Annotated in this window: 15 protein-coding genes and 1 pseudogene; 10 read left to right on the forward strand and 6 right to left on the reverse strand. The window is 72.6% G+C overall.

Annotated features, from left to right (window positions below; all coding sequences use genetic code 11):
• Positions 1–20: 20 nt before the first annotated feature.
• The 3 genes from IEY30_RS12680 (at position 21) to IEY30_RS12690 (ending at position 2,432) form a co-directional block, all read left to right on the forward strand.
• Positions 21–1,010, forward strand: coding sequence for a nucleoside hydrolase (locus IEY30_RS12680; RefSeq protein WP_030196670.1), 990 nt, complete (start codon positions 21–23; stop codon positions 1,008–1,010).
• Positions 1,010–1,843 carry a PfkB family carbohydrate kinase gene (locus IEY30_RS12685; RefSeq protein ID WP_030196671.1) on the forward strand — a complete coding sequence of 278 codons (834 nt, stop codon included), beginning with the start codon at positions 1,010–1,012 and terminating at the stop codon, positions 1,841–1,843. Before IEY30_RS12680 ends, IEY30_RS12685 begins: the two co-directional genes overlap by 1 nt.
• 91 nt (positions 1,844–1,934) lie before the next feature.
• Positions 1,935–2,432, forward strand: a complete 498-nt coding sequence (locus IEY30_RS12690; protein WP_052358439.1) for an SRPBCC family protein — start codon at positions 1,935–1,937, stop codon at positions 2,430–2,432.
• A gap of 186 nt (positions 2,433–2,618) precedes the next feature.
• Here IEY30_RS12690 and IEY30_RS12695 read toward each other — a convergent pair whose 3' ends face one another.
• Positions 2,619–3,860, reverse strand: coding sequence for a class I SAM-dependent methyltransferase (locus IEY30_RS12695; RefSeq protein WP_030196678.1), 1,242 nt, complete (start codon positions 3,858–3,860; stop codon positions 2,619–2,621).
• Between the two features lie 205 nt (positions 3,861–4,065).
• Here IEY30_RS12695 and groES point away from each other — a divergent pair, with 205 nt between their 5' ends.
• The gene (gene groES, locus IEY30_RS12700; RefSeq protein ID WP_030196684.1) at positions 4,066–4,362 is read left to right on the forward strand and encodes a co-chaperone GroES; all 297 of its coding nucleotides are present in this window, start codon (positions 4,066–4,068) and stop codon (positions 4,360–4,362) included.
• Positions 4,363–4,489: 127 nt separating this feature from the next.
• Positions 4,490–6,103, forward strand: a complete 1,614-nt coding sequence (gene groL, locus IEY30_RS12705) for a chaperonin GroEL (RefSeq protein ID WP_030196690.1) — start codon at positions 4,490–4,492, stop codon at positions 6,101–6,103.
• A 190-nt stretch (positions 6,104–6,293) separates the two neighbouring features.
• Here the strand turns inward: groL and IEY30_RS12710 are convergent, their stop codons facing one another.
• Positions 6,294–6,581 (reverse strand): WhiB family transcriptional regulator, encoded by a 288-nt coding sequence (locus IEY30_RS12710; protein ID WP_030196692.1) that lies wholly within the window; start codon positions 6,579–6,581, stop codon positions 6,294–6,296.
• Positions 6,582–6,952: 371 nt separating this feature from the next.
• Here IEY30_RS12710 and IEY30_RS12715 point away from each other — a divergent pair, with 371 nt between their 5' ends.
• From IEY30_RS12715 to guaB, 3 genes are read left to right on the forward strand one after another with little or no spacing between them, the layout of a single operon-like run.
• Entirely contained in the window at positions 6,953–7,522 is a 570-nt protein-coding gene (locus tag IEY30_RS12715; protein ID WP_052358440.1) for a sigma-70 family RNA polymerase sigma factor, read from the forward strand.
• A gap of 14 nt (positions 7,523–7,536) precedes the next feature.
• The gene (locus IEY30_RS12720) at positions 7,537–8,775 is read left to right on the forward strand and encodes a hypothetical protein (RefSeq protein WP_030196699.1); all 1,239 of its coding nucleotides are present in this window, start codon (positions 7,537–7,539) and stop codon (positions 8,773–8,775) included.
• 42 nt (positions 8,776–8,817) lie between these two features.
• Positions 8,818–10,335, forward strand: a complete 1,518-nt coding sequence (gene guaB / locus IEY30_RS12725) for an IMP dehydrogenase (protein ID WP_030196703.1) — start codon at positions 8,818–8,820, stop codon at positions 10,333–10,335.
• 79 nt (positions 10,336–10,414) lie between these two features.
• Here the strand turns inward: guaB and IEY30_RS21920 are convergent, their stop codons facing one another.
• Positions 10,415–10,837, reverse strand: coding sequence for a peroxidase family protein (locus IEY30_RS21920; RefSeq protein ID WP_229674974.1), 423 nt, complete (start codon positions 10,835–10,837; stop codon positions 10,415–10,417).
• Positions 10,838–10,937: 100 nt separating this feature from the next.
• Positions 10,938–11,633, reverse strand: a pseudogene (locus IEY30_RS22260) (peroxidase family protein); the annotation flags it as partial.
• Positions 11,634–11,699: 66 nt separating this feature from the next.
• Between IEY30_RS22260 and IEY30_RS12735 the strand changes: the two are divergent.
• Together IEY30_RS12735 and IEY30_RS12740 are read left to right on the forward strand one after the other, a co-directional pair.
• Positions 11,700–12,821, forward strand: coding sequence for a GuaB3 family IMP dehydrogenase-related protein (locus IEY30_RS12735; RefSeq protein WP_030196706.1), 1,122 nt, complete (start codon positions 11,700–11,702; stop codon positions 12,819–12,821).
• 89 nt (positions 12,822–12,910) lie between these two features.
• Positions 12,911–14,578, forward strand: coding sequence for a GMC oxidoreductase (locus IEY30_RS12740; RefSeq protein WP_030196710.1), 1,668 nt, complete (start codon positions 12,911–12,913; stop codon positions 14,576–14,578).
• A gap of 441 nt (positions 14,579–15,019) precedes the next feature.
• Here IEY30_RS12740 and IEY30_RS12745 read toward each other — a convergent pair whose 3' ends face one another.
• Positions 15,020–16,795 carry an ABC transporter ATP-binding protein gene (locus IEY30_RS12745; RefSeq protein ID WP_030196721.1) on the reverse strand — a complete coding sequence of 592 codons (1,776 nt, stop codon included), beginning with the start codon at positions 16,793–16,795 and terminating at the stop codon, positions 15,020–15,022.
• Positions 16,795–18,507, reverse strand: coding sequence for an ABC transporter ATP-binding protein (locus IEY30_RS12750; protein WP_081920416.1), 1,713 nt, complete (start codon positions 18,505–18,507; stop codon positions 16,795–16,797). Before IEY30_RS12750 ends, IEY30_RS12745 begins: the two co-directional genes overlap by 1 nt.
• Positions 18,508–18,588: the final 81 nt, after the last annotated feature.

Raw genomic sequence — 18,588 nt, forward strand, 5'->3', positions numbered from 1 at the left:
CGAGCCGGTACGTTGCCGCTGTGACGACTGAACCCACTCCCGTCGTGCTCGACGTCGACACCGGTGTCGACGACGCGTGCGCGCTGCTCCTCGCCGCCCTGCACCCCTCACTCGACCTGCGTGCCGTCTCCTGTGTCGGGGGCAACGCGCCCGTCGACGACGTCGTGCGCAACACCCTCCTCGTCCTCGAAACGGCTGGCCGCACCGACGTGCCCGTCGCGCGCGGCGCCGAACGCCCCCTGCTCGAGACTCCTGTCGATGCCCGACACGTGCACGGCGACGACGGCATGGCCGACCTCGGATGGGGCGCGGCCACCACGGCGACCGTCGACCCCCGACACGCGGTCGAGCTGCTCCGCGACGTCTGTCGCGAGGCCGCCGAGGCGGGCCGGCCGGTGACCCTCGTGCCGCTCGCACCCCTGACCAACATCGCGCTGCTGCTGCGCACCCACCCCGACGCGGCGCGAGGCATCTCGGAGATCGTCTTCATGGGCGGCGCCGCCAACGTGGGCAACGCGACGGCCTCGGCCGAGTTCAACGTCTTCCACGACCCGGAGGCGGCAGCCATCACGCTCGATGCCGCCGCCGACCTCGGGATCCCGGTCACGATGTACGGGCTCGACGTCTTCTACGAGCCGGTCGTCGACCGGGCCGCCGCAGCCGAGCTCGTGGCCGTGGGTGGTCGTGGACCCGCCGAGCTCGGCGGGCGCCTCATGGACTTCCAGCGTGAGCGTCTCGGCGGCGAGCACGCCACGATCGGCGACGCCGGCGCGGTCTGCGCCGTCATCGACCGCGCCGCACTGCGCACCGAGACGCTGCCGCTACGCATCGAGCTCGCCGGCTCCTGGTCGCGCGGCCGGACCATCGTCGACCGGCGCGACTGGAGCGGGGCCATCGCGCACGACCCGCACGGGGAGGCGCCGGTCCGTGTCGACGTCGCGCTCGGGGTGGACGGTGAGCGCTACTCCCGTCTCTGGCGCGACACCTTGCTCGGACGCGGGGAGCGCTGATGGGTCGCGTGGCCGTGCTCGGCTCGCTCAACGTCGACGTCGTGACGCTCGTCGAGCGGCACCCCGTCCCGGGGGAGACCGTCCTCGGCCGGGCCGGCGGACGCTACGCCGGGGGCAAGGGCGGCAACCAGGCCGCGGCCGCGGCCCGCGCCGGCGCGAGCCACGTGCAGATGCTCGCCCGGGTGGGGGACGACGAGGCGGGTGCCGCCTACATGGAGCGGCTCGGAGCGCTCGGCGTCGACCCGTCTGCGGTGTCGACAAGCCACACCGCACCGACCGGCACGGCCCTCATCACCGTCGACGAGGCCGGCGAGAACTCGATCATCGTCGTCGCCGGCGCCAACGCGGAGGCGGACCCGTCGCTGACCCAAGAGGCCGGTCGCCTCGGGCCCGGCGACGTCCTGCTCTGCTCGCTCGAGGTCGACCTCGGCACGGTCGCCGACGCGGCGCGCGCGGCCCGTGCGGCCGGTGCCCGCGTCGTCATCAACCTCGCCCCGTATGCCGGCCTGCCGCCCGACGTCATCGCGCTCGCCGACCCGGTCGTGGTCAACGAGTACGAGATGCGCCAGCTCGCGGACTCGGATCTGCTGCCCGGCTCGCTGCTCGTCACCTTCGGGGCAGCCGGGGCGCGGTGGGGGACCGACGGGGTCGACGGCATACAGGTGCCTGCAGGCGAGATCGGCGACACGGTCGGTGCGGGTGACGCCTTCTGCGGCGCGCTCGCGGCGGCGCTCGCCGACGGCGCTGACGCGCAGCGAGCGCTCGAGGCAGCCAACGAGGCGGGCGCGGCCGCCGTGCGCTGGGTCGGGGCCCAGCCGGACGCCGCCCTCTGAGGCCGCGTTGTGTACCTTGTGTGTTACGTAACCGTAGGGTTACCCTGAGCGGACGCACCCGGCACCCGCGGGTCGAGGACAGGAGCAGGGGATGGGCGAGCTGATGCAGGTGCTGGGCCGGATCGAGCGCGGCAGTGACGGTGACGAGACCGTGGCGGTGGTCTTCGACCGGCACTACGCCACGACGCCCGAGGACCTGTGGCAGGCATGCACCGACCCCGACCGGCTGGCCCGCTGGTTCGCTCCCGTGTCGGGGGACCTGCGGCCCGGCGGTCGCTTCACCATCCACTTCGACGACGCCGACACCCCGCAGTGCCGCGTCCTCACCTGCAAGGCGCCGACGCGACTGGTGTGGGAGTGGCCCGTCGGTGGGGTCGCGTCCGTCGTCACCGCCGAGGTGGCGGCCGACGGCGAGGGCGCGCGGCTCCTCCTGCGCCACGAGCGGCTGACGTCCGCGCAGGTCGCCGGGTATGCCGCCGGCTGGGACACCTACGTCCGCCGCCTCGAGGCCGACGTTGCCGGCAACGCCCTGCCCGACTGGGGCGACACCTGGAGTGCTCTGCACGCGCTGTACGCCGCAGCCCGCTGAGCCGGCGCGGTACCTGGCCGGCCACTGGGCCCGAGGGCCGTGGCGTCCGGCGCCGGGAGCGGCATCGGCGGCGGGCAGCGTGCGCTGGAAGGTCACGTCGCCCGGTTACCGCCCGCCGACGCTCCACGCCGCGAGCGGCGGCGGGCGCGGCGGTCACCGCGGTCACAGGAGCGAGCAGTGACCGAGTCAGGCGGGAGTGACGACGAGGGCGACCTGGCTGCCGCCGATCCGGGTCAGCACGAGCGTCGCCTCGGAGCCGCCCTTGCCGCGTCCGGTCATCTTCAGCTGGCGACGCAGCAGGTCGGCGTCGAGGGTGACGCCGCGCTTCTTGATCGTCACGCGGTCGTGGCCGTGGTCGCGCAGCCAGCGGGCGAGGCGCTTGGTCGACAGCGGCATGGCCTCGTCCACGCGGAAACGCCGCGCCCACGGCAGCTCCCGGGACCGCGCGCTCGTGACGTAGCCGACCCCGGCCGCCAGCTCGGCGCCGTCGACGGCGGCGACGAGCGCGCCGGTCAGCCCGGCCCGGATGACGGCGCGGTCCGGCTCGTAGAGCCACTCGCCGAGCTCGGCCACCGACGTCAGTCCCGGCTGTCCGCTGCCGTCCGCGGCGTCGGCCTCGGTGACGACGGACGTCGAGCTCTCGGTGCACACGGCGGCGGTGCGGCCGACGGTCGCCACGAGCGGTCCCCACCACACGGCGCACTCGAGCACCTCGCCGTGCCACGAGGTCCACTGCGCCTCGGCGCCGCGGGGGACCGAGCCGTGCGGGAAGGCGGGGGAGAGCTTGGCCCCGGTCGCCGGGACCTGCTCGGCGAAGGCGAGCACCTGCGACCAGGACGGCGAGATCGCGTCGAGCGAGAAGACGCGCTTGGTGCGGCCGGTGATGTCGGCGACCCCCGTGACGCGGCGGGCCGGGTCGAGCCACAGGCCGAGGTGGCGACGGCCCTCACCATGCGGCAGGCGTACGTCCTCGGCGAGCCCGTGCGTCACCCGGGCGGACGGCCAGTGGCGCAGGTTCACGGCGGCGACGCGGGCCGTCGTGTCGTCGGCGTCGACGGCGTGGACCGTGAGGTCGAGGCCCGCGAAGGCCATCGCGTCGGCGCCCAGCCCGCAGCCGAGGTCGTAGACGTCGCGGACGCCGGCCGCGGCATACCGGTGCGCGTGGCGGGCGGCGATCGCGAGCCGGCTCGCCTGCTCGAGCCCGTCGGGGGTGAAGAGCATCCCGGCGGCGAAGTCCCCGAACTTGTCGGCGCCCCTGGCGCGCAGCCGCGACTGGGTCATGGCCGCGGCGACGAGGTCGGGCGCGAAGCCCGCCTCGCGCAGGCGTCCCTGCAGGTGCAGCGACTCGCCCTCGTCGTAGGGCGGCAGCGACTGGAGCAGCGCCCAGCCCTCACCTGCGGAGAGGCGATCGACCATGGCAGCGTCCATGGAAGCCATCCTCGCAGCCGACGAGTGTTGGCACTCGACTTGACCGAGTGCTAACGGCATACCTAGATTTCTTCTTGTTGGCACTCTCGACCTGAAAGTGCCAGCGCCCTCATCGAGGGAGGTCGACCCCCGCGACGGCGGCCAGCCTCGAAGAGCCCACAGTCCGTAGTCAGTTTCCGACTGTCCCGAAGGGAAGGTCACCACCGTGTCGGTTTCCATCAAGCCGCTCGAAGACCGCATCGTCGTCAAGTCCCTCGAGGCCGAGCAGACCACTGCGTCCGGCCTCGTCATCCCGGACACGGCCAAGGAGAAGCCGCAGGAGGGCGAGGTCCTCGCTGTCGGCCCCGGCCGCTTCAACGACACCGGCACCGAGCGCGTCCCGCTCGACGTCAAGGTCGGCGACAAGGTCATCTACAGCAAGTACGGCGGCACCGAGGTCAAGTACGGCGGCGAGGAGTACCTCATCCTCTCCGCGCGCGACGTCCTCGCCATCGTCGGCTGACCCAAGCCGTATGCCGTGACCGCACCCCGGTGAGCCCCATCGGGGTCTCGCCGGGGTGCGTCTCGTTTGACCCGGGTCTGCCCGGAATCCCTAAGCACCGCTACGCAATCCGAGCCAAAGGAACACCATGGCCAAGCAGCTGGAGTTTGACGACTCCGCCCGCAAGTCGCTCGAGCGCGGCGTCAACGCGCTCGCCAACGCCGTCAAGGTGACGCTCGGCCCCAAGGGCCGCAACGTCGTCATCGACAAGAAGTGGGGCGCCCCCACGATCACGAACGACGGCGTGACCATCGCCCGTGAGATCGAGCTCGAGGACCCGTACGAGAACCTCGGCGCCCAGCTCGCCAAGGAGGTCGCGACCAAGACCAACGACGTCGCCGGTGACGGCACGACGACCGCGACCGTGCTCGCCCAGGCCATGGTCAAGGAGGGCCTGCGCAACGTCGCCGCCGGCGCCGCCCCGGCCGCGCTCAAGCGCGGCATGGACAAGGCCGTCACCGCGGTCAACGACCAGCTCCTCGCCAACGCCCGCGAGGTCGACGGCAAGGACGAGATCGCCTCCGTCGCCACCCTCTCCGCCCAGGACGCCACCCTCGGTGGCCTCATCGGCGAGGCGTTCGACAAGGTCGGCAAGGACGGCGTCATCACCGTCGAGGAGTCCTCGACGACGGCGACCGAGCTCGAGTTCACCGAGGGCATGCAGTTCGACAAGGGCTACCTCTCGGCCTACTTCGTCACCGACACCGAGCGCATGGAGACCGTCCTCGAGGACGCCTACATCCTCATCAACCAGGGCAAGATCTCCTCGGTCGCCGAGGTGCTCCCGGTCCTCGAGAAGGTCGTGCAGTCCGGCAAGCCGCTGCTCATCATCGCCGAGGACGTCGACGGCGAGGCCCTCTCGACTCTCGTCGTCAACAAGATCCGCGGCACGTTCAACGTCGCGGCCGTCAAGGCCCCCGGCTTCGGCGACCGCCGCAAGGCCATGCTCCAGGACATCGCCATCCTCACCGGTGGCCAGGTCATCGCGCCCGAGGTCGGGCTCAGCCTCGACCAGGCCGACCTGACCGTCCTCGGACAGGCCCGCCGCGTCGTCCTCACCAAGGACAACACGACGATCATCGACGGCAACGGCGAGGAGGGCGAGGTCTCCGGCCGCGTCCACCAGATCAAGGCCGAGATCGAGCGCACCGACTCCGACTGGGACCGCGAGAAGCTCCAGGAGCGCCTCGCCAAGCTCGCCGGTGGCGTCTGCGTCATCAAGGTCGGCGCGCACACCGAGGTCGAGCTCAAGGAGAAGAAGCACCGCATCGAGGACGCGATCTCCGCGACGCGCGCCGCGATCGAGGAGGGCATCGTCGCCGGTGGCGGCACCGCCCTCATCCACGCCGCCTCCGCGATCGACACCCTCGAGCTCACCGGTGACGAGGCCACGGGCGCTGCCATCGTGCGCAAGGCCGTCGCCGAGCCGCTGCGCTGGATCGCCGAGAACGCCGGTCTGCAGGGCTACGTCGTCACCTCCAGGGTGGCCGAGCTGCCCCTCGGCCAGGGCCTCAACGCGGCCACGGGCGAGTACGGCGACCTCATCGCCGCCGGCGTCATCGACCCGGTCAAGGTCACCCGTTCCGCGCTGCGCAACGCCGAGTCCATCGCGTCGATGATCCTCACGACCGACACGCTCGTCGTCGACAAGCCCGAGGACGAGCCGGAGGCCGGCGGCCACGGTCACGGCCACGGTCACTGACCGACGCCGCCACGCGGCATACGGCACGGCGTCCTGACGGGCGCCGCGTCGGCCACGGCAACAGCAGCAAGGGCCGCTCCCCGGTGGGGAGCGGCCCTTGCTGCGCTCGGCCTCCGCGACCCCGTCGTGTCTCGCGGGTGGGCCGAGTGGCTCGTGCCGCCGGCGACGTGTGCCGGCGGACGTCAGGGGGTCAGGACGCCTGCTGGATGCCGTCGTAGAGAACCTCGCGCTCGGCCTCGGTCAAGCCGCCCCAGACGCCGTAGGGCTCACGGACCTCGAGGGCGTGGGAGCGGCACTGGGTCAGCACCGGGCAGGCGGCGCAGACGGCCTTGGCCTGCGCGTCACGGTTGCGGCGGCGAGGTCCACGCTCGCCCTCGGGGTGGAAGAAGACCTCGGGGCTGACGCCTCGGCAGGCCCCGTCCAGCTGCCAGTCCCACAGGTCGGCAACCGGTCCGGGCAGGCGGGTGATCTCGGCCATGAACTCGTCTCTCGGTGGGGCGGGGTTGCCGCCGTGTCGTACCGGCCCCTCGGTGCACGACATGAGTGCGGGACCGCGGAATTGACGCTAACCGGGCGCGCGATCACGGATAAAGAGCGGAATCTTAAGGACTTGTTCAAGAATTGCCATCCGGATGGCATGCTCGTTCCCGAAGGGACATTCGGACCATCGCACTCGTCCCCGAGGTAGACGTCGCACTAGCATGGGTGCGCTCCGGCGAGGGTTGACCGGGGCGCAGACGACGGCGTCGCCAGCACATTCGACAGTTCGGGGGGACGACGACTCTCATGGGTCTTGGGTGGTCCACACACACCGGCGTAACGCCGGGTGGTGTTGGCGCGATGGAGCGGATGGACGCTCCATCGCTTCGTGAGCTTGCGGCGCTCGCCGCGCGTGACTCCAACGCGCGCGACGTGCTCCTCGCCCGTGTCAGGGACATGGCTCTGCGGTACTCCCGCGTCCGCCTCGGCCGCTTCGGAGCCGAGGACACTGCCCAGGACGTCGCTCAGGAGGTGTGCATGGCTGTCGTGACGGCTCTGCCGACCTACGAGGAGCGCGGCCTGCCCTTCGAGGCCTTCGTCTACACCATCACCTCACGCAAGCTCGCTGACGCGCAGCGGGCCGCGATGCGTGGCCCGGCACCTGTCGCGGACCTGCCCGACGGCCCCGACGACGGGCCCTCGCCCGAGTCCGTGGCCGTGATGCGCGACGACGCCGCCACCGCGATGGCGCTCATGCAGCAGCTCCCCGCCCAGCAGCGCGAGATCCTCACCCTGCGCGTGGCCGTCGGGATGAGCACCGACGAGACCGCGGCTGCCCTCGGCATGTCCGCCGGCGCCGTGCGCGTGGCCCAGCACCGGGCCCTGACCAAGCTGCGGGCCATGATCGCCGCCAGCACCGGTGCGGGTGACGTGGCATGAACGACCTGTCTCCCATGAGCGACCTCATCGCCGACGACCTCTTCCTCGACCGGCTGGCTGGTCGGGTCGACGCCGGCTCCGAGCCCCTCGCCGGCCTGCTCGGCGCCCTCGCGACGCAGGCGGACACCCCGCTGCCGTCCCGCACCGGGCGCCGGCGCATCTCCAACAAGCACCGCTACCTCGGCGCCTTCGCGGTCCTCGCGGTCGCGGCCTCCGGCGCAGGGGTCGCAGCGGCCGTCACCCTGCCGGCCAACGGCCCGAGCCAGGCCGACCGAGCACGCATCGTCAAGCTGATGGACGACAGCGCCCGCAGCGACGCCCCGAGCGCGCTGCTGAGCCGCCTCGGCCTGCCGCAGACCTCCCGCAGCGCGCAGGCCCAGGGGCTCGTCCTCGTCCGTCGCGCGGACGGCTCCATCGTGCTCGTCCCGGCCGCCGTGGCGGCCGCGCAGCGCCAGGCGGTCGCGGCCGGCGCCACCCTCGTCCCCGGTGCCGTCCCGGGCGTGCCCGGCACCGAGCAGGCCGCGGGTGGCCGGCCGGGCGACCCCGGTCAGCCCGGCAGCGGCACCAACGGCCTGGCCCAGGGCGGCAACGGCCAGGCGGGCAACGGCCAGGGCGGCAACGGCCAGACCGGCACCGAGGGCACGACGACCGACCAGGGTGACCAGGGCGCCACCCAGACCGGCACCCCGCCGGGCACCAACAACGGCAAGAAGCCGGCGGGCGGGACCAAGGGCGGCAAGAAGCCCACGCCGTCGGTCACACCGACCCCGACGGAGCCGCCCTCCTCGACGAACCAGCTCGTGGCGCCCCAGACGACGCTCGCCCCCTCGACCACGGCCAGGACCAGCACGAACACGACGTCCAAGGCCACCCCCACGGCCGCCCCCAAGGCGACCCCCAAGGCCAAGGTGCGCGGGACCGCCCCCGGGTCGACCGGAGCGTCCGGGTCGACGAGCGACTCGGTCTCGACGGACCCGAACGGGTCGAGCGCGCCGCAGGACCAGACGGCCCCCGGGTCCTCGGCCGGGACCGGTGGCTCGGGCAGCGCTGCCTCGGACCCCGGCAAGGCCTCGGGCAACGGTTCGGGCAACGGTTCGGGCAAGGGCTCGAGCAGCGCCGCAGGCGGCGGCAGCGGCACCGGTGCGGTCGGCTCGCTCGTCGACGGTGTCGTCTCCGACATCCTCCCGGGCGTCGTCCCCGCCGACCCTGCCGACTCTGCCACGCCTCGCGCCGCCGGCCGTACCAGCCCCTGACGCGCGTTCGGAGGCGCTGCCGGGAGCCCGTAGAATCGGGCAATGAGCCTCGGATCGTCTGACGTGCCCGCTGCTTTCGCCTCGATGGGGCTGACGTACGACGACGTCCTGCTCCTGCCCGGCTACAGCGACCTCGCCCCCAACGACATCGACACGACGACGCGTCTCACGCGTGAGCTGTCGATCCGCTCCCCGCTGATCTCCGCCGCCATGGACACCGTCACCGAGGCGCGGATGGCGATCGCGATGGCCCGCCAGGGCGGTCTCGGCGTGCTGCACCGCAACCTCTCGATCCAGGACCAGGCCTACCAGGTCGACCTCGTCAAGCGGACCCAGACCGGGATGATCTCCAACCCGATCACCATCGGCCCCGACCGCACCCTCGAGGAGCTCGACGCGATCTGCGGCGAGTACCGCGTCTCGGGCCTTCCGGTCATCGGCGACGACAAGAAGCTCATCGGCATGGTGACCAACCGCGACCTGCGCTTCACGCCGGTCGCCGAGTGGGCCACGACGCTCGTGCGTGACGTCATGACGCCGATGCCGCTCATCACCGGCCCGGTCGGCATCAGCCGCGACGAGGCGACCTCGCTGCTGCGCCAGCACAAGCGTGAGCGCCTGCCAATCGTCGACTCCGAGGGCCACCTCGCCGGGCTCATCACGGTCAAGGACTTCGTCAAGGGCGAGCAGTTCCCCGACGCGAGCAACGACGCCGACGGCCGCCTCATGGTCGGCGCGGCCATCGGCTACTTCGGCGACGCGTGGGAGCGGGCCACGACCCTCATCGAGGCGGGCGTCGACGTGCTCGTCGCCGACACCGCCCACGGCCACGTGCGCCTGCTCATCGAGATGGTCGCCCGCCTCAAGAGCGACCCCGCCACCCGTCACGTGCAGGTCATCGGCGGCAACGTCGCGACCCGCGAGGGCGCCCAGGCGTTCGTCGACGCCGGCGCCGACGCCGTCAAGGTCGGCGTGGGTCCCGGCTCGATCTGCACGACGCGCATCGTCACCGGCGTGGGGGCCCCGCAGATCACCGCGGTCCACGCCGCCGCCCAGGCGTGCAAGCCGGCCGGCGTGCCGGTCATCGCCGACGGCGGCCTGCAGTACTCCGGTGACATCGCCAAGGCGATCGTCGCGGGTGCCGACTCGGTGATGATCGGGTCGCTGCTCGCCGGCTGCGAGGAGAGCCCGGGAGAGCTGATCTTCGTCAACGGCAAGCAGTTCAAGGCCTACCGCGGCATGGGCTCGCTCGGGGCCATGAGCAGCCGGGGCAAGAAGTCCTACTCCAAGGACCGCTACTTCCAGGCCGAGGTCGACTCCGACGACAAGATCGTGCCCGAGGGCATCGAGGGCCGCGTCGCCTACCGCGGTCCGCTGTCGCAGGTCGCCCACCAGATGCTCGGCGGTCTGCGCCAGTCGATGTTCTACGTCGGCGCGCGCACCATCCCCGAGCTGCAGGACAAGGGTCAGTTCGTACGCATCACCTCGGCCTCGCTCAAGGAGAGCCACCCGCACGACATCCAGGGCATCGTCGAGGCCCCCAACTACACCGTGGGCTGAGCCCACCCCACGATGACGTATACCGTCCCGCCGACTCGGCGGGACGGCATACGTCATCTCGTGGTGGCGTCCGCGCCGCTCAGAAGGTGGCGACGACGCCCGCGGCGGTGAGCAGGTCGACGACGGTGAAGTCGGCCCCGGTGCCGTAGGTCGGGGTCCAGCCCGGGTCCTGGGCGAGGTAGGAGTCGGCGTCGCCCTCGACGAGGCCGAGGAAGACCTCCGCGACGATCCGGCCGCCCACCGGTCCGAGGTGACGGCCCTGCGCGACGACCTCGGCCTCGCGCAGGATGTAGAACCACAGCGGCGTGCGCAGGTCGAGGTGCAGCGGCGCGAGGTCGGCGAGGTCGCCCGGCGCGAGCACCGGCAGCGACATGGCCTTGGCGACGGCCTGGCCCGAGGGCAGCTTCATCGTCAGTGCCCGCAACAGGTTGCGCTGCGCCAGCGACACCGGGGTGCCGGTCGCCTGGCCCATCAGCGCGAAGAGCGGCGACGAGAGCGTCACGTCGATGCGCTTGTTGGGCCGGGCGCGCCCGTCGCCGAAGTCGAAGAACGTCTGCGCCGACGGTCTTGGGCAGGAACTCGTGCAGGACCATCCACTGGTAGTGCCAGCGCACGATCCGCTGGGCCTCGGCGAAGACCTCCTCGACGGTGAGGACGGTGCCGAGGTCGGCCTTGACGTCGGCGACGACCCGGTTGTGGAAGCGGAGCATCGCGAGGTGCAGCTGGCTGACGATGAGGTTCTCGTCGTTGCGGGGGTCGCCGATGAGGGCGACGTTCTGGGCGTTGCGCGGCAGGTCGGTCCGGGTCCCTCCGAGAGACACGGCATCGGACCCGGGGATGGACTCGACGAGGAAGCTCGTGGCGCCGCCGTCGACCGCGTGGTCGTAGAGGAAGGGGCTGACCCCGGGGCCGCCGCCGTAGACGCTGTCGAGGTCGAGCGCCGGGATGCGGAAGTTGCGGATCGACTCCGGGTCCTGGCGCCGGGCGAGCGAGCTCGTCGGGTCGAACGTCATGTCGTGGTCGAGGAACTGGCCGAGGAAGGTCATGCCCGCGGTCAGGTCGGGGTTGTTGGGGTTGTGCGCGCTCTGCGTCGGGTCGACGATGAGCGCGACGGGGTCGGTGCCGTCCTGCGCGTCCATGATCCCGCCGGGCTTGCCGAGCTCCATGAGGGCGCGGCGGACGGTGGGGGTGTCGGCGGAGAAGGGCGCCAGGGTGGGGAACAGACGGCCGAACCGGCCCTGCTCGTAGAACGTCGACTGCGGCGTGAAGACGCCGGCATCTGCTGATCCGTGTGCCATGGGGGTCAGTGCCCGTGCCCGTATGGGCTGATACGTCCGGCGCCCGGCTGTCGATAGGATCGGTCGGTGACCGAGATCGAGATTGGCCGAGGCAAGCGTGGACGGCGCGCCTACTCCTTCGACGACATCGCCGTCGTGCCCTCACGGCGCACGCGCGACCCCGAGGAGGTCTCGGTGTCGTGGCAGATCGACGCCTACCACTTCGACATCCCGGTCATGGCGGCCCCGATGGACTCGGTCGTCTCGCCCGAGACCGCCATCGCCCTCGGCAAGCTCGGCGCGCTGCCCGTCCTCGACCTCGAGGGCCTCTGGACGCGCTACGAGGACCCGACCAGGCAGTTGGCCGAGATCGCGGCCCTCGAGGACGGCGCCGCGACGGCGCGCATGCAGCAGATCTACGCCGAGCCGATCAAGCCCGAGCTCATCACCGAGCGCCTGCGCCAGCTGCGTGAGGCCGGGGTGACCGTGGCCGGCGCGCTGTCTCCGCAGCGCACCCAGCAGCACTGGAAGACCGTCGTCGAGGCCGGCGTCGACCTCTTCGTCATCCGTGGCACGACCGTCTCGGCCGAGCACGTGTCGGGCCGGGCAGAGCCGCTCAACCTCAAGCGCTTCATCTACGAGCTCGACGTGCCGGTCATCGTCGGCGGCGCGGCCACCTACACGGCCGCCCTGCACCTCATGCGCACCGGCGCCGCGGGCGTGCTCGTCGGCTTCGGCGGTGGCGCCGCGCACACGACCCGGACGGCCCTGGGCATCCACGCGCCGATGGCCTCGGCCGTCGCCGACGTCGCGGCTGCCCGCCGCGACTACCTCGACGAGTCGGGCGGTCGCTACGTCCACGTCATCGCCGACGGCGGCGTCGGCACGTCCGGCGACATCGTCAAGGCCGTCGCGTGCGGCGCCGACGCGGTCATGCTCGGTGCGGCCCTGGCGCGTGCCACCGACGCGCCCGGCGGCGGCTACCACTGGGGGCCCGAGGCCCACCACCAGCAGCTCCCGCGCGGCGAGCGCATCGCCCTGGGTGGCCAGGCCACGCTCGAGGAGGTCCTCTTCGGGCCGGGACGCCAGGCCGACGGCGCGACCAACGTCATCGGTGCCCTGAAGCGCGCGATGGCCACGACCGGCTACTCCGACGTCAAGGAGTTCCAGCGCGTCGAGGTCGTCGTGTCGCCGTACCTCGGCAACTGACCCCCGGCCCCTCCCGGGCTCGCTCGGGGAGCGTGTGGCGAAGGTTACTGTCGGTAGCCTGATGCGCCGGCGCTCCCTAGGGTGAGCACATGGAGTTCGACCACGACGTCGTCGTCATCGGGTCCGGCTTCGGCGGGTCCGTCGCCGCCCTGCGGCTCGCCGAGAAGGGCTACCGCGTCCACGTCTACGAGGCGGGTCGCCGCTTCGAGGACGAGGACTTCGCCCGGACGAGCTGGGACGTGCGCCGCTACGTCTGGGCGCCGAAGCTCGGGCTCTTCGGCGTCCAGCGCATCCACCGCCTCCCGGACTGCCTGGTGCTCGCCGGGGCGGGGGTCGGCGGCGGGTCGCTCAACTACGCCAACACCCTCTACGTGCCGCCGGCGCCGTTCTTCCGCGACCGGCAGTGGGGTCACATCACCGACTGGCAGGCCGAGCTCGCGCCGCACTACGCAACGGCCCAGCGAATGCTCGGTGTCACCGTCAACCCGTGCGAGGGGCCGGTCGAGCAGCTGATGCGCGACACCGCGACCGACCTCGGCGTCGGCGACACCTTCCGCAAGACGCCGGTGGGCGTCTTCTTCGGCGAGCCCGGCAAGCGCGTCCCCGACCCCTACTTCGGCGGCGAGGGCCCGGCCCGCACCGGCTGCACCGAGTGCGGCAACTGCATGGTCGGCTGCCGGGTCGGCGCCAAGAACACCCTCGTGAAGAACTACCTCGCGCTCGCGGAGCGACGCGGGGTCACCATCGAGCCGTTGCGCACCGTGACGCGCGTGCGCCCGCTCGATCCGGCTGCGCCGGAGCAGGGGTATGCCGTGACGACCGTCCGCAGCGGGTCGTGGGGTCGCCGCCGGGCGGGGGAGCGCACCGTCACGGCGGCCCAGGTCGTCGTGGCGGCGGGCGCCTGGGGCACGGCGCAGCTGCTCCAGGCGATGAAGGCCGAGCCCGAGGGGCAGGGGCTGCCGCGCCTGTCCGACACGCTCGGCGAGCTGACCCGCACGAACTCCGAGGCCCTGGGCGGCGCGATGACCGCGAAGGTGCCGGCCGAGGTCGACCTGACGAGGGGCGTGGCGATCACGTCGAGCTTCCACGTCTCCGACACGACGCACGTCGAGAACGTCCGCTACGGCAAGGGTTCGAACCTCATGGGAGCGCTCGCGGTCATGCAGGTCGACGGGGGTGGCGGCATACCCCGGTGGTTGCGGTTCGCCGGCACGGCGGCCCGGCACCCGCTCGTGTTCGCCCGGTCGCTGTCGACCCGGCGCTGGAGCGAGCGCACCGTCATCGCCCTCGTCATGCAGACGAGCGACAACTCGATCAAGGTGCGTCGCCGGCGGGGCCCCTTCGGGTGGCACCTGACCTCGTCGCAGGGCCACGGCGAGCCCAACCCGACCTACATCCCCGAGGGCAACGTCGCGGTGCGGGCCATGGCGGAGCGTCTCGAGCAGAGCACGGGCGAGCGGGCCTGGCCCGGGTCGTCGGTCGGCGAGGTCCTCGACATCCCCATGACGGCGCACTTCCTCGGTGGCGCGGTCATCTCCGACTCGCCGGAGCGCGGCGTCATCGACCCGTACCAGCGCGTGTGGGGCTATCCGGGCCTGCACGTCCTCGACGGGTCGGCGGTCTCGGCCAACCTCGGCGTCAACCCGAGCCTGACCATCACGGCCCAGGCCGAGCGCGCCGTGTCGCTGTGGCCCGCCCGGGGTGAGGCCGACCGGCGCCCGGCCCAGGGGGAGGCCTACCGCCTCGTCGACGCCTGAGCTCCCGCGACCGGCAGTCGCCGCCGCGGGCGGGGCTGCTCGTCGTGGCGGCTGGGGTCGCGGCCGCGGTGCGGTGCCCGCGGTGGGTGAGCGTGTTGCTGCTGGCCGCCGCGGTGCCGCTCCTGCTACCCACCGCCGTGACCGGGAGCCTCTGGTACCGCTGACCGGGCGGGGGTCCGCACCCACCCCGGACCACGTGGGGGAGGGTGAGGCCGTCACCCCTCAGAGACGGCCCCACCCGGCGGTGCGGGCCAGCAACCGGTCGAGAAACGACCCGGCACCGCGCTGACAACGAGGCAGCCCGAGGGGGGTTACGGCATCTGTCATTTATTTGCCGAAGTCGTCGAGACCCGTGGCCCGAGCGTGTGACGACGGGGCCACTCGACCTGATGGTCGAGTGGCCCCGTCGTCACAGCCGTCCGGGACGACGCCGTGCGCTCCTCAGCGGGCGGGCTGGGGCTCGTCGCGCCAGGAGCGCCACAGGGCGGCATACGCCCCGTCGGACGCGAGCAGCTCCTCGTGCGAGCCGATCTCGCTGATCCGACCGTCCTCGACGACGCAGACCCGGTCGGCGTCGTGGGCCGTCATGAGCCGGTGCGCGATGGCGACGACGGTGCGTCCCTCGACGACGGCCGCCAGCGAGCGCTCGAGGTGCCGGGCCGCGCGCGGGTCGAGCAGCGAGGTCGCCTCGTCGAGCACGAGGGTGTGCGGGTCGGCGAGCACGAGTCGGGCGAGCGCGAGCTGCTGCGCCTGCGGTTCGGTGAGCCGGTGGCCGCCCGAGCCGACGACGGTGTCGAGGCCGTCGGGCAGCTCGAGGGCCCAGCCGCGGGCGTCGACGGCGCCCAGCGCGTCGAGCAGCTGCTCGCGAGAAGCCCCGGGACGGGCGAGGAGCAGGTTGTCCTCGAGCGAGCCGACGAAGACGTGGTGCTCCTGCGTCACGAGCGCGACCTGCCCGCGCAGCTGGGCGAGCTCGAGGTCGACGAGGCGCACCCCGCCGACGTCGACGCGGCCCTCACGGGGTCCGTCGATGCCGGCCATGAGCCGGCCGAGCGTCGACTTGCCCGCACCCGAGGGGCCGACGATGGCGAGGCGCTCACCGGGGCGCAGGTCGAGCGAGACGCCGCGCAGCACGTCTCGGCCGGCGCGGTAGGAGTAGTGCACGTCCTCGACCTCGAGGTGGTCGTCCGCAGGCTCCTCGCCGGTTGCCGCCCGGTCCGCCGGCACGTCGGCGATGCCGATGACGCGCGCGAGGCTCGTCGCGCCGACCTGGATCTCGTCGAGCCACGAGATGAGCTCGTCGAGCGGGCCGGCCATCTGCTGCACGTAGAGCGCCACGGCGGTGACGGTGCCGGCGGTCGCGACGTCGCGCGAGATGAGGAAGCCGCCCCAGAGCAGCGTGACCGCGACGGGCGCGAAGAAGGCGAACTCGACCGAGGGGAACCACCGCAGGCGCAGCCCCAGCGTGTAGAGCTCGGCGTCGTAGCAGTCGCGCAGGGCGTCGTCCATGCGCCGACGGCGACGCCCGCGCAGGCCGAGGGCGTCGACGGTGCGGGCCCCGTCGGCCGACTCGGTGACGACCCCGTTGAGGACGGCGTACGTCGCGCGCTCCCGGAGGTAGCCGTCGGGCGCGTCCTTCAGGTAGCGCCTCGTCGTGATGACGAGGATCGGCACGCCGACGACGATCGCGAGGGCGACCTGCCACCCCGTGAGGAAGGCGGCCACGACGGTGATCGTCGTCGTCACGGCCCCGACGAAGATCGACGGGATGCCGAAACGGATGACGTACGAGAGGGCCTCGACGTCGTTCGTCGTGCGCGAGACGAGGTCACCGGTGCCGGCACGCTCGACGGTCGAGAGCGGCAGCTCGACGACGCGGCCCATGAACTCCTCGCGCAGCTCGGCGAAGATCGTCTCGCCCATGACGAACGAGGCGCGGCGGGCGAACCACGTGACGACGGTCTGGACCACGACGGCGCCGGCGATCCACAGCGCGAGGCGGTTGACGACGTCGAGCGAGCGGCCGTGGCTGATCTCGTCGACGAGCAGGCCGATGACGCGCGGGGCCACGAGGGCGGCGCACGCGGCCACGGCGTGCAGGCCGACGACGGTGAGCAGGCTGCGACGGTGCCGGCGGAGCAGGCCACGGGTGTGGTCCCGCACGGACTCGGTGTCGGCCACCGGCAGGGTGCGCGTGGTCGGCGCTGGTGTCAGCGACATCAGTCCTCCTCTCCTCGGACGACGGTGCGTCGGTAGTCGGGTTCATCGGCCATCAGGCGGGCGTGGGTGCCGGTGGCGGCGACCGCCCCGTCGCGCAGGAAGACGACGTGGTCGGCCTGGTCGAGGATGAGCGGGCTCGCGGACATGACGACCGTGGTGCGTCCGGCCCGGGCGGCGGTGAGCCGCTCGGCGATGCGGGCCTCGGTGTGGGCGTCGACGGCGCTCGTCGGCTCGACGAGCACGAGGGTGTCGGCCCCGGTCAGCAGGGCGCGGGTCAGGGCGAGGCGCTGGCGCTGGCCACCCGAGAAGGCCCGGCCGCGCTCCTCGACCTCGTTGTCGAGGCCGTCGGGCAGCGCCTCGAGGACGTCCTCGCCGCTCGCGACCGACAACGCCGCGAGGATCGACGCGTCGTCGTGCTCGCCCCAGGGGTCGAGCTCCTCGCGCAGCGTGCCGGTGAACAGACGTGGGTCGGTCTCGGACACGACGACCCGACGGCGCACCTCCGCCAGGGAGGCGTCGGCGAGCCGCGTGCCGTCGAGGCGGACGTCGGTCGGGGCAGCGCCGAAGCGGCCGAGCCGGTCGGCGAGCGCTGCGGACTCCTCGGGCCGCGACGACACGACGACCGTGAACCGGCCCGGCTCGACGGTGACGCCGCTGCGTGGGTCGTGCAGGCGCGCGGGCTGCGCCGGCAACGGCTGCGCGTCCGGGGTCTCGACCTGGTCGGGCTCGACGCGCAGGATCGTCGTCAGCTTGCGGGCGCCGATGTGGGCGCGGGTCGCGCGGTCGACCATCTCGGTCGCGGTGCGCAGCGGGATCACGAGGAAGGCGGTGTAGCCGTAGAAGGCCACGAGCTGCCCCGCGGTGATCTCGCCCGCGATGGCGAAGCGCGCACCGAGCCACACGACGACGAGGACGAAGAGGCCGGGCAGCAGCACCTGCGCCGCGTCGAGCGCCGCCTGGTAGCCGGCGACCCGGTTGCCCACCCGGCGCACGGACTGCGACTGCACGGCATACCTCGTCAGGAAGGTGTGCTCACCGCCGATGCCGCGCAGCACGCGCAGGCCGGCGACGGTGTCGGCCCCGAGGCCGATGAGCTTGCCGGACTCCTCGCGCTGCGCGAGCTGGCGTGCCTGGAGCGGTCGGACGATGAAGGTGAGGCACGCGACGAGCACCGGCACGCCGATGAGCACGACGAGACCGAGGGGCGTCGAGGCGCCGAGGAGGATGAGCGCGACGACGACGTAGGACACGACGGCGCCCGCGAATCGCGCTGACACGTCGTAGAGCCCGCCGATGCGCATCGCGTCCGAGCTGACGGTCGCGACGACGTCGCCGGTCGGGACGGCGCGCGTCAGGGCCTCGCCGGTGTCGGCGGCCTTGTGGCCGATGAGCTGGGCCGAGCGGAAGGCGCCCGTCATCCAGTTCGTCACGGCGTACTTGTGCCGCATGGCGCCGGACGCCGCGCTGACGACGACGAGCCCGATGAGGATGCCGCACCACAGCAGGAGCGAGCCGGCGTCGCCGCCGATGATGCCCTCGTCGATGGCCTTGCCCATCGCGGCGGGGAAGAGCGCCTGGCTGACGAGCCACACGATGCCGAAGGCGATGGCGATCACGAGGGTGCGCCACTGACCCTTGCCGACCCATCGCAGGTAGGCCGTCGGGCTGGTCAGGTCGGGGGTGCCTGGGTCAGCCAGGGGCAGCGAGATCACTTGGTTCATCGTACGTTCGGCAGGACGGCGCCTCACGCCATTTTCCGTCGGGGTCACGTCGCAGACGCTAGGAGCTCGAGT

It is taken from the genome of Terrabacter tumescens (genome assembly GCF_014646815.1).
GTDB classification, from domain to species: domain Bacteria; phylum Actinomycetota; class Actinomycetes; order Actinomycetales; family Dermatophilaceae; genus Terrabacter; species Terrabacter tumescens.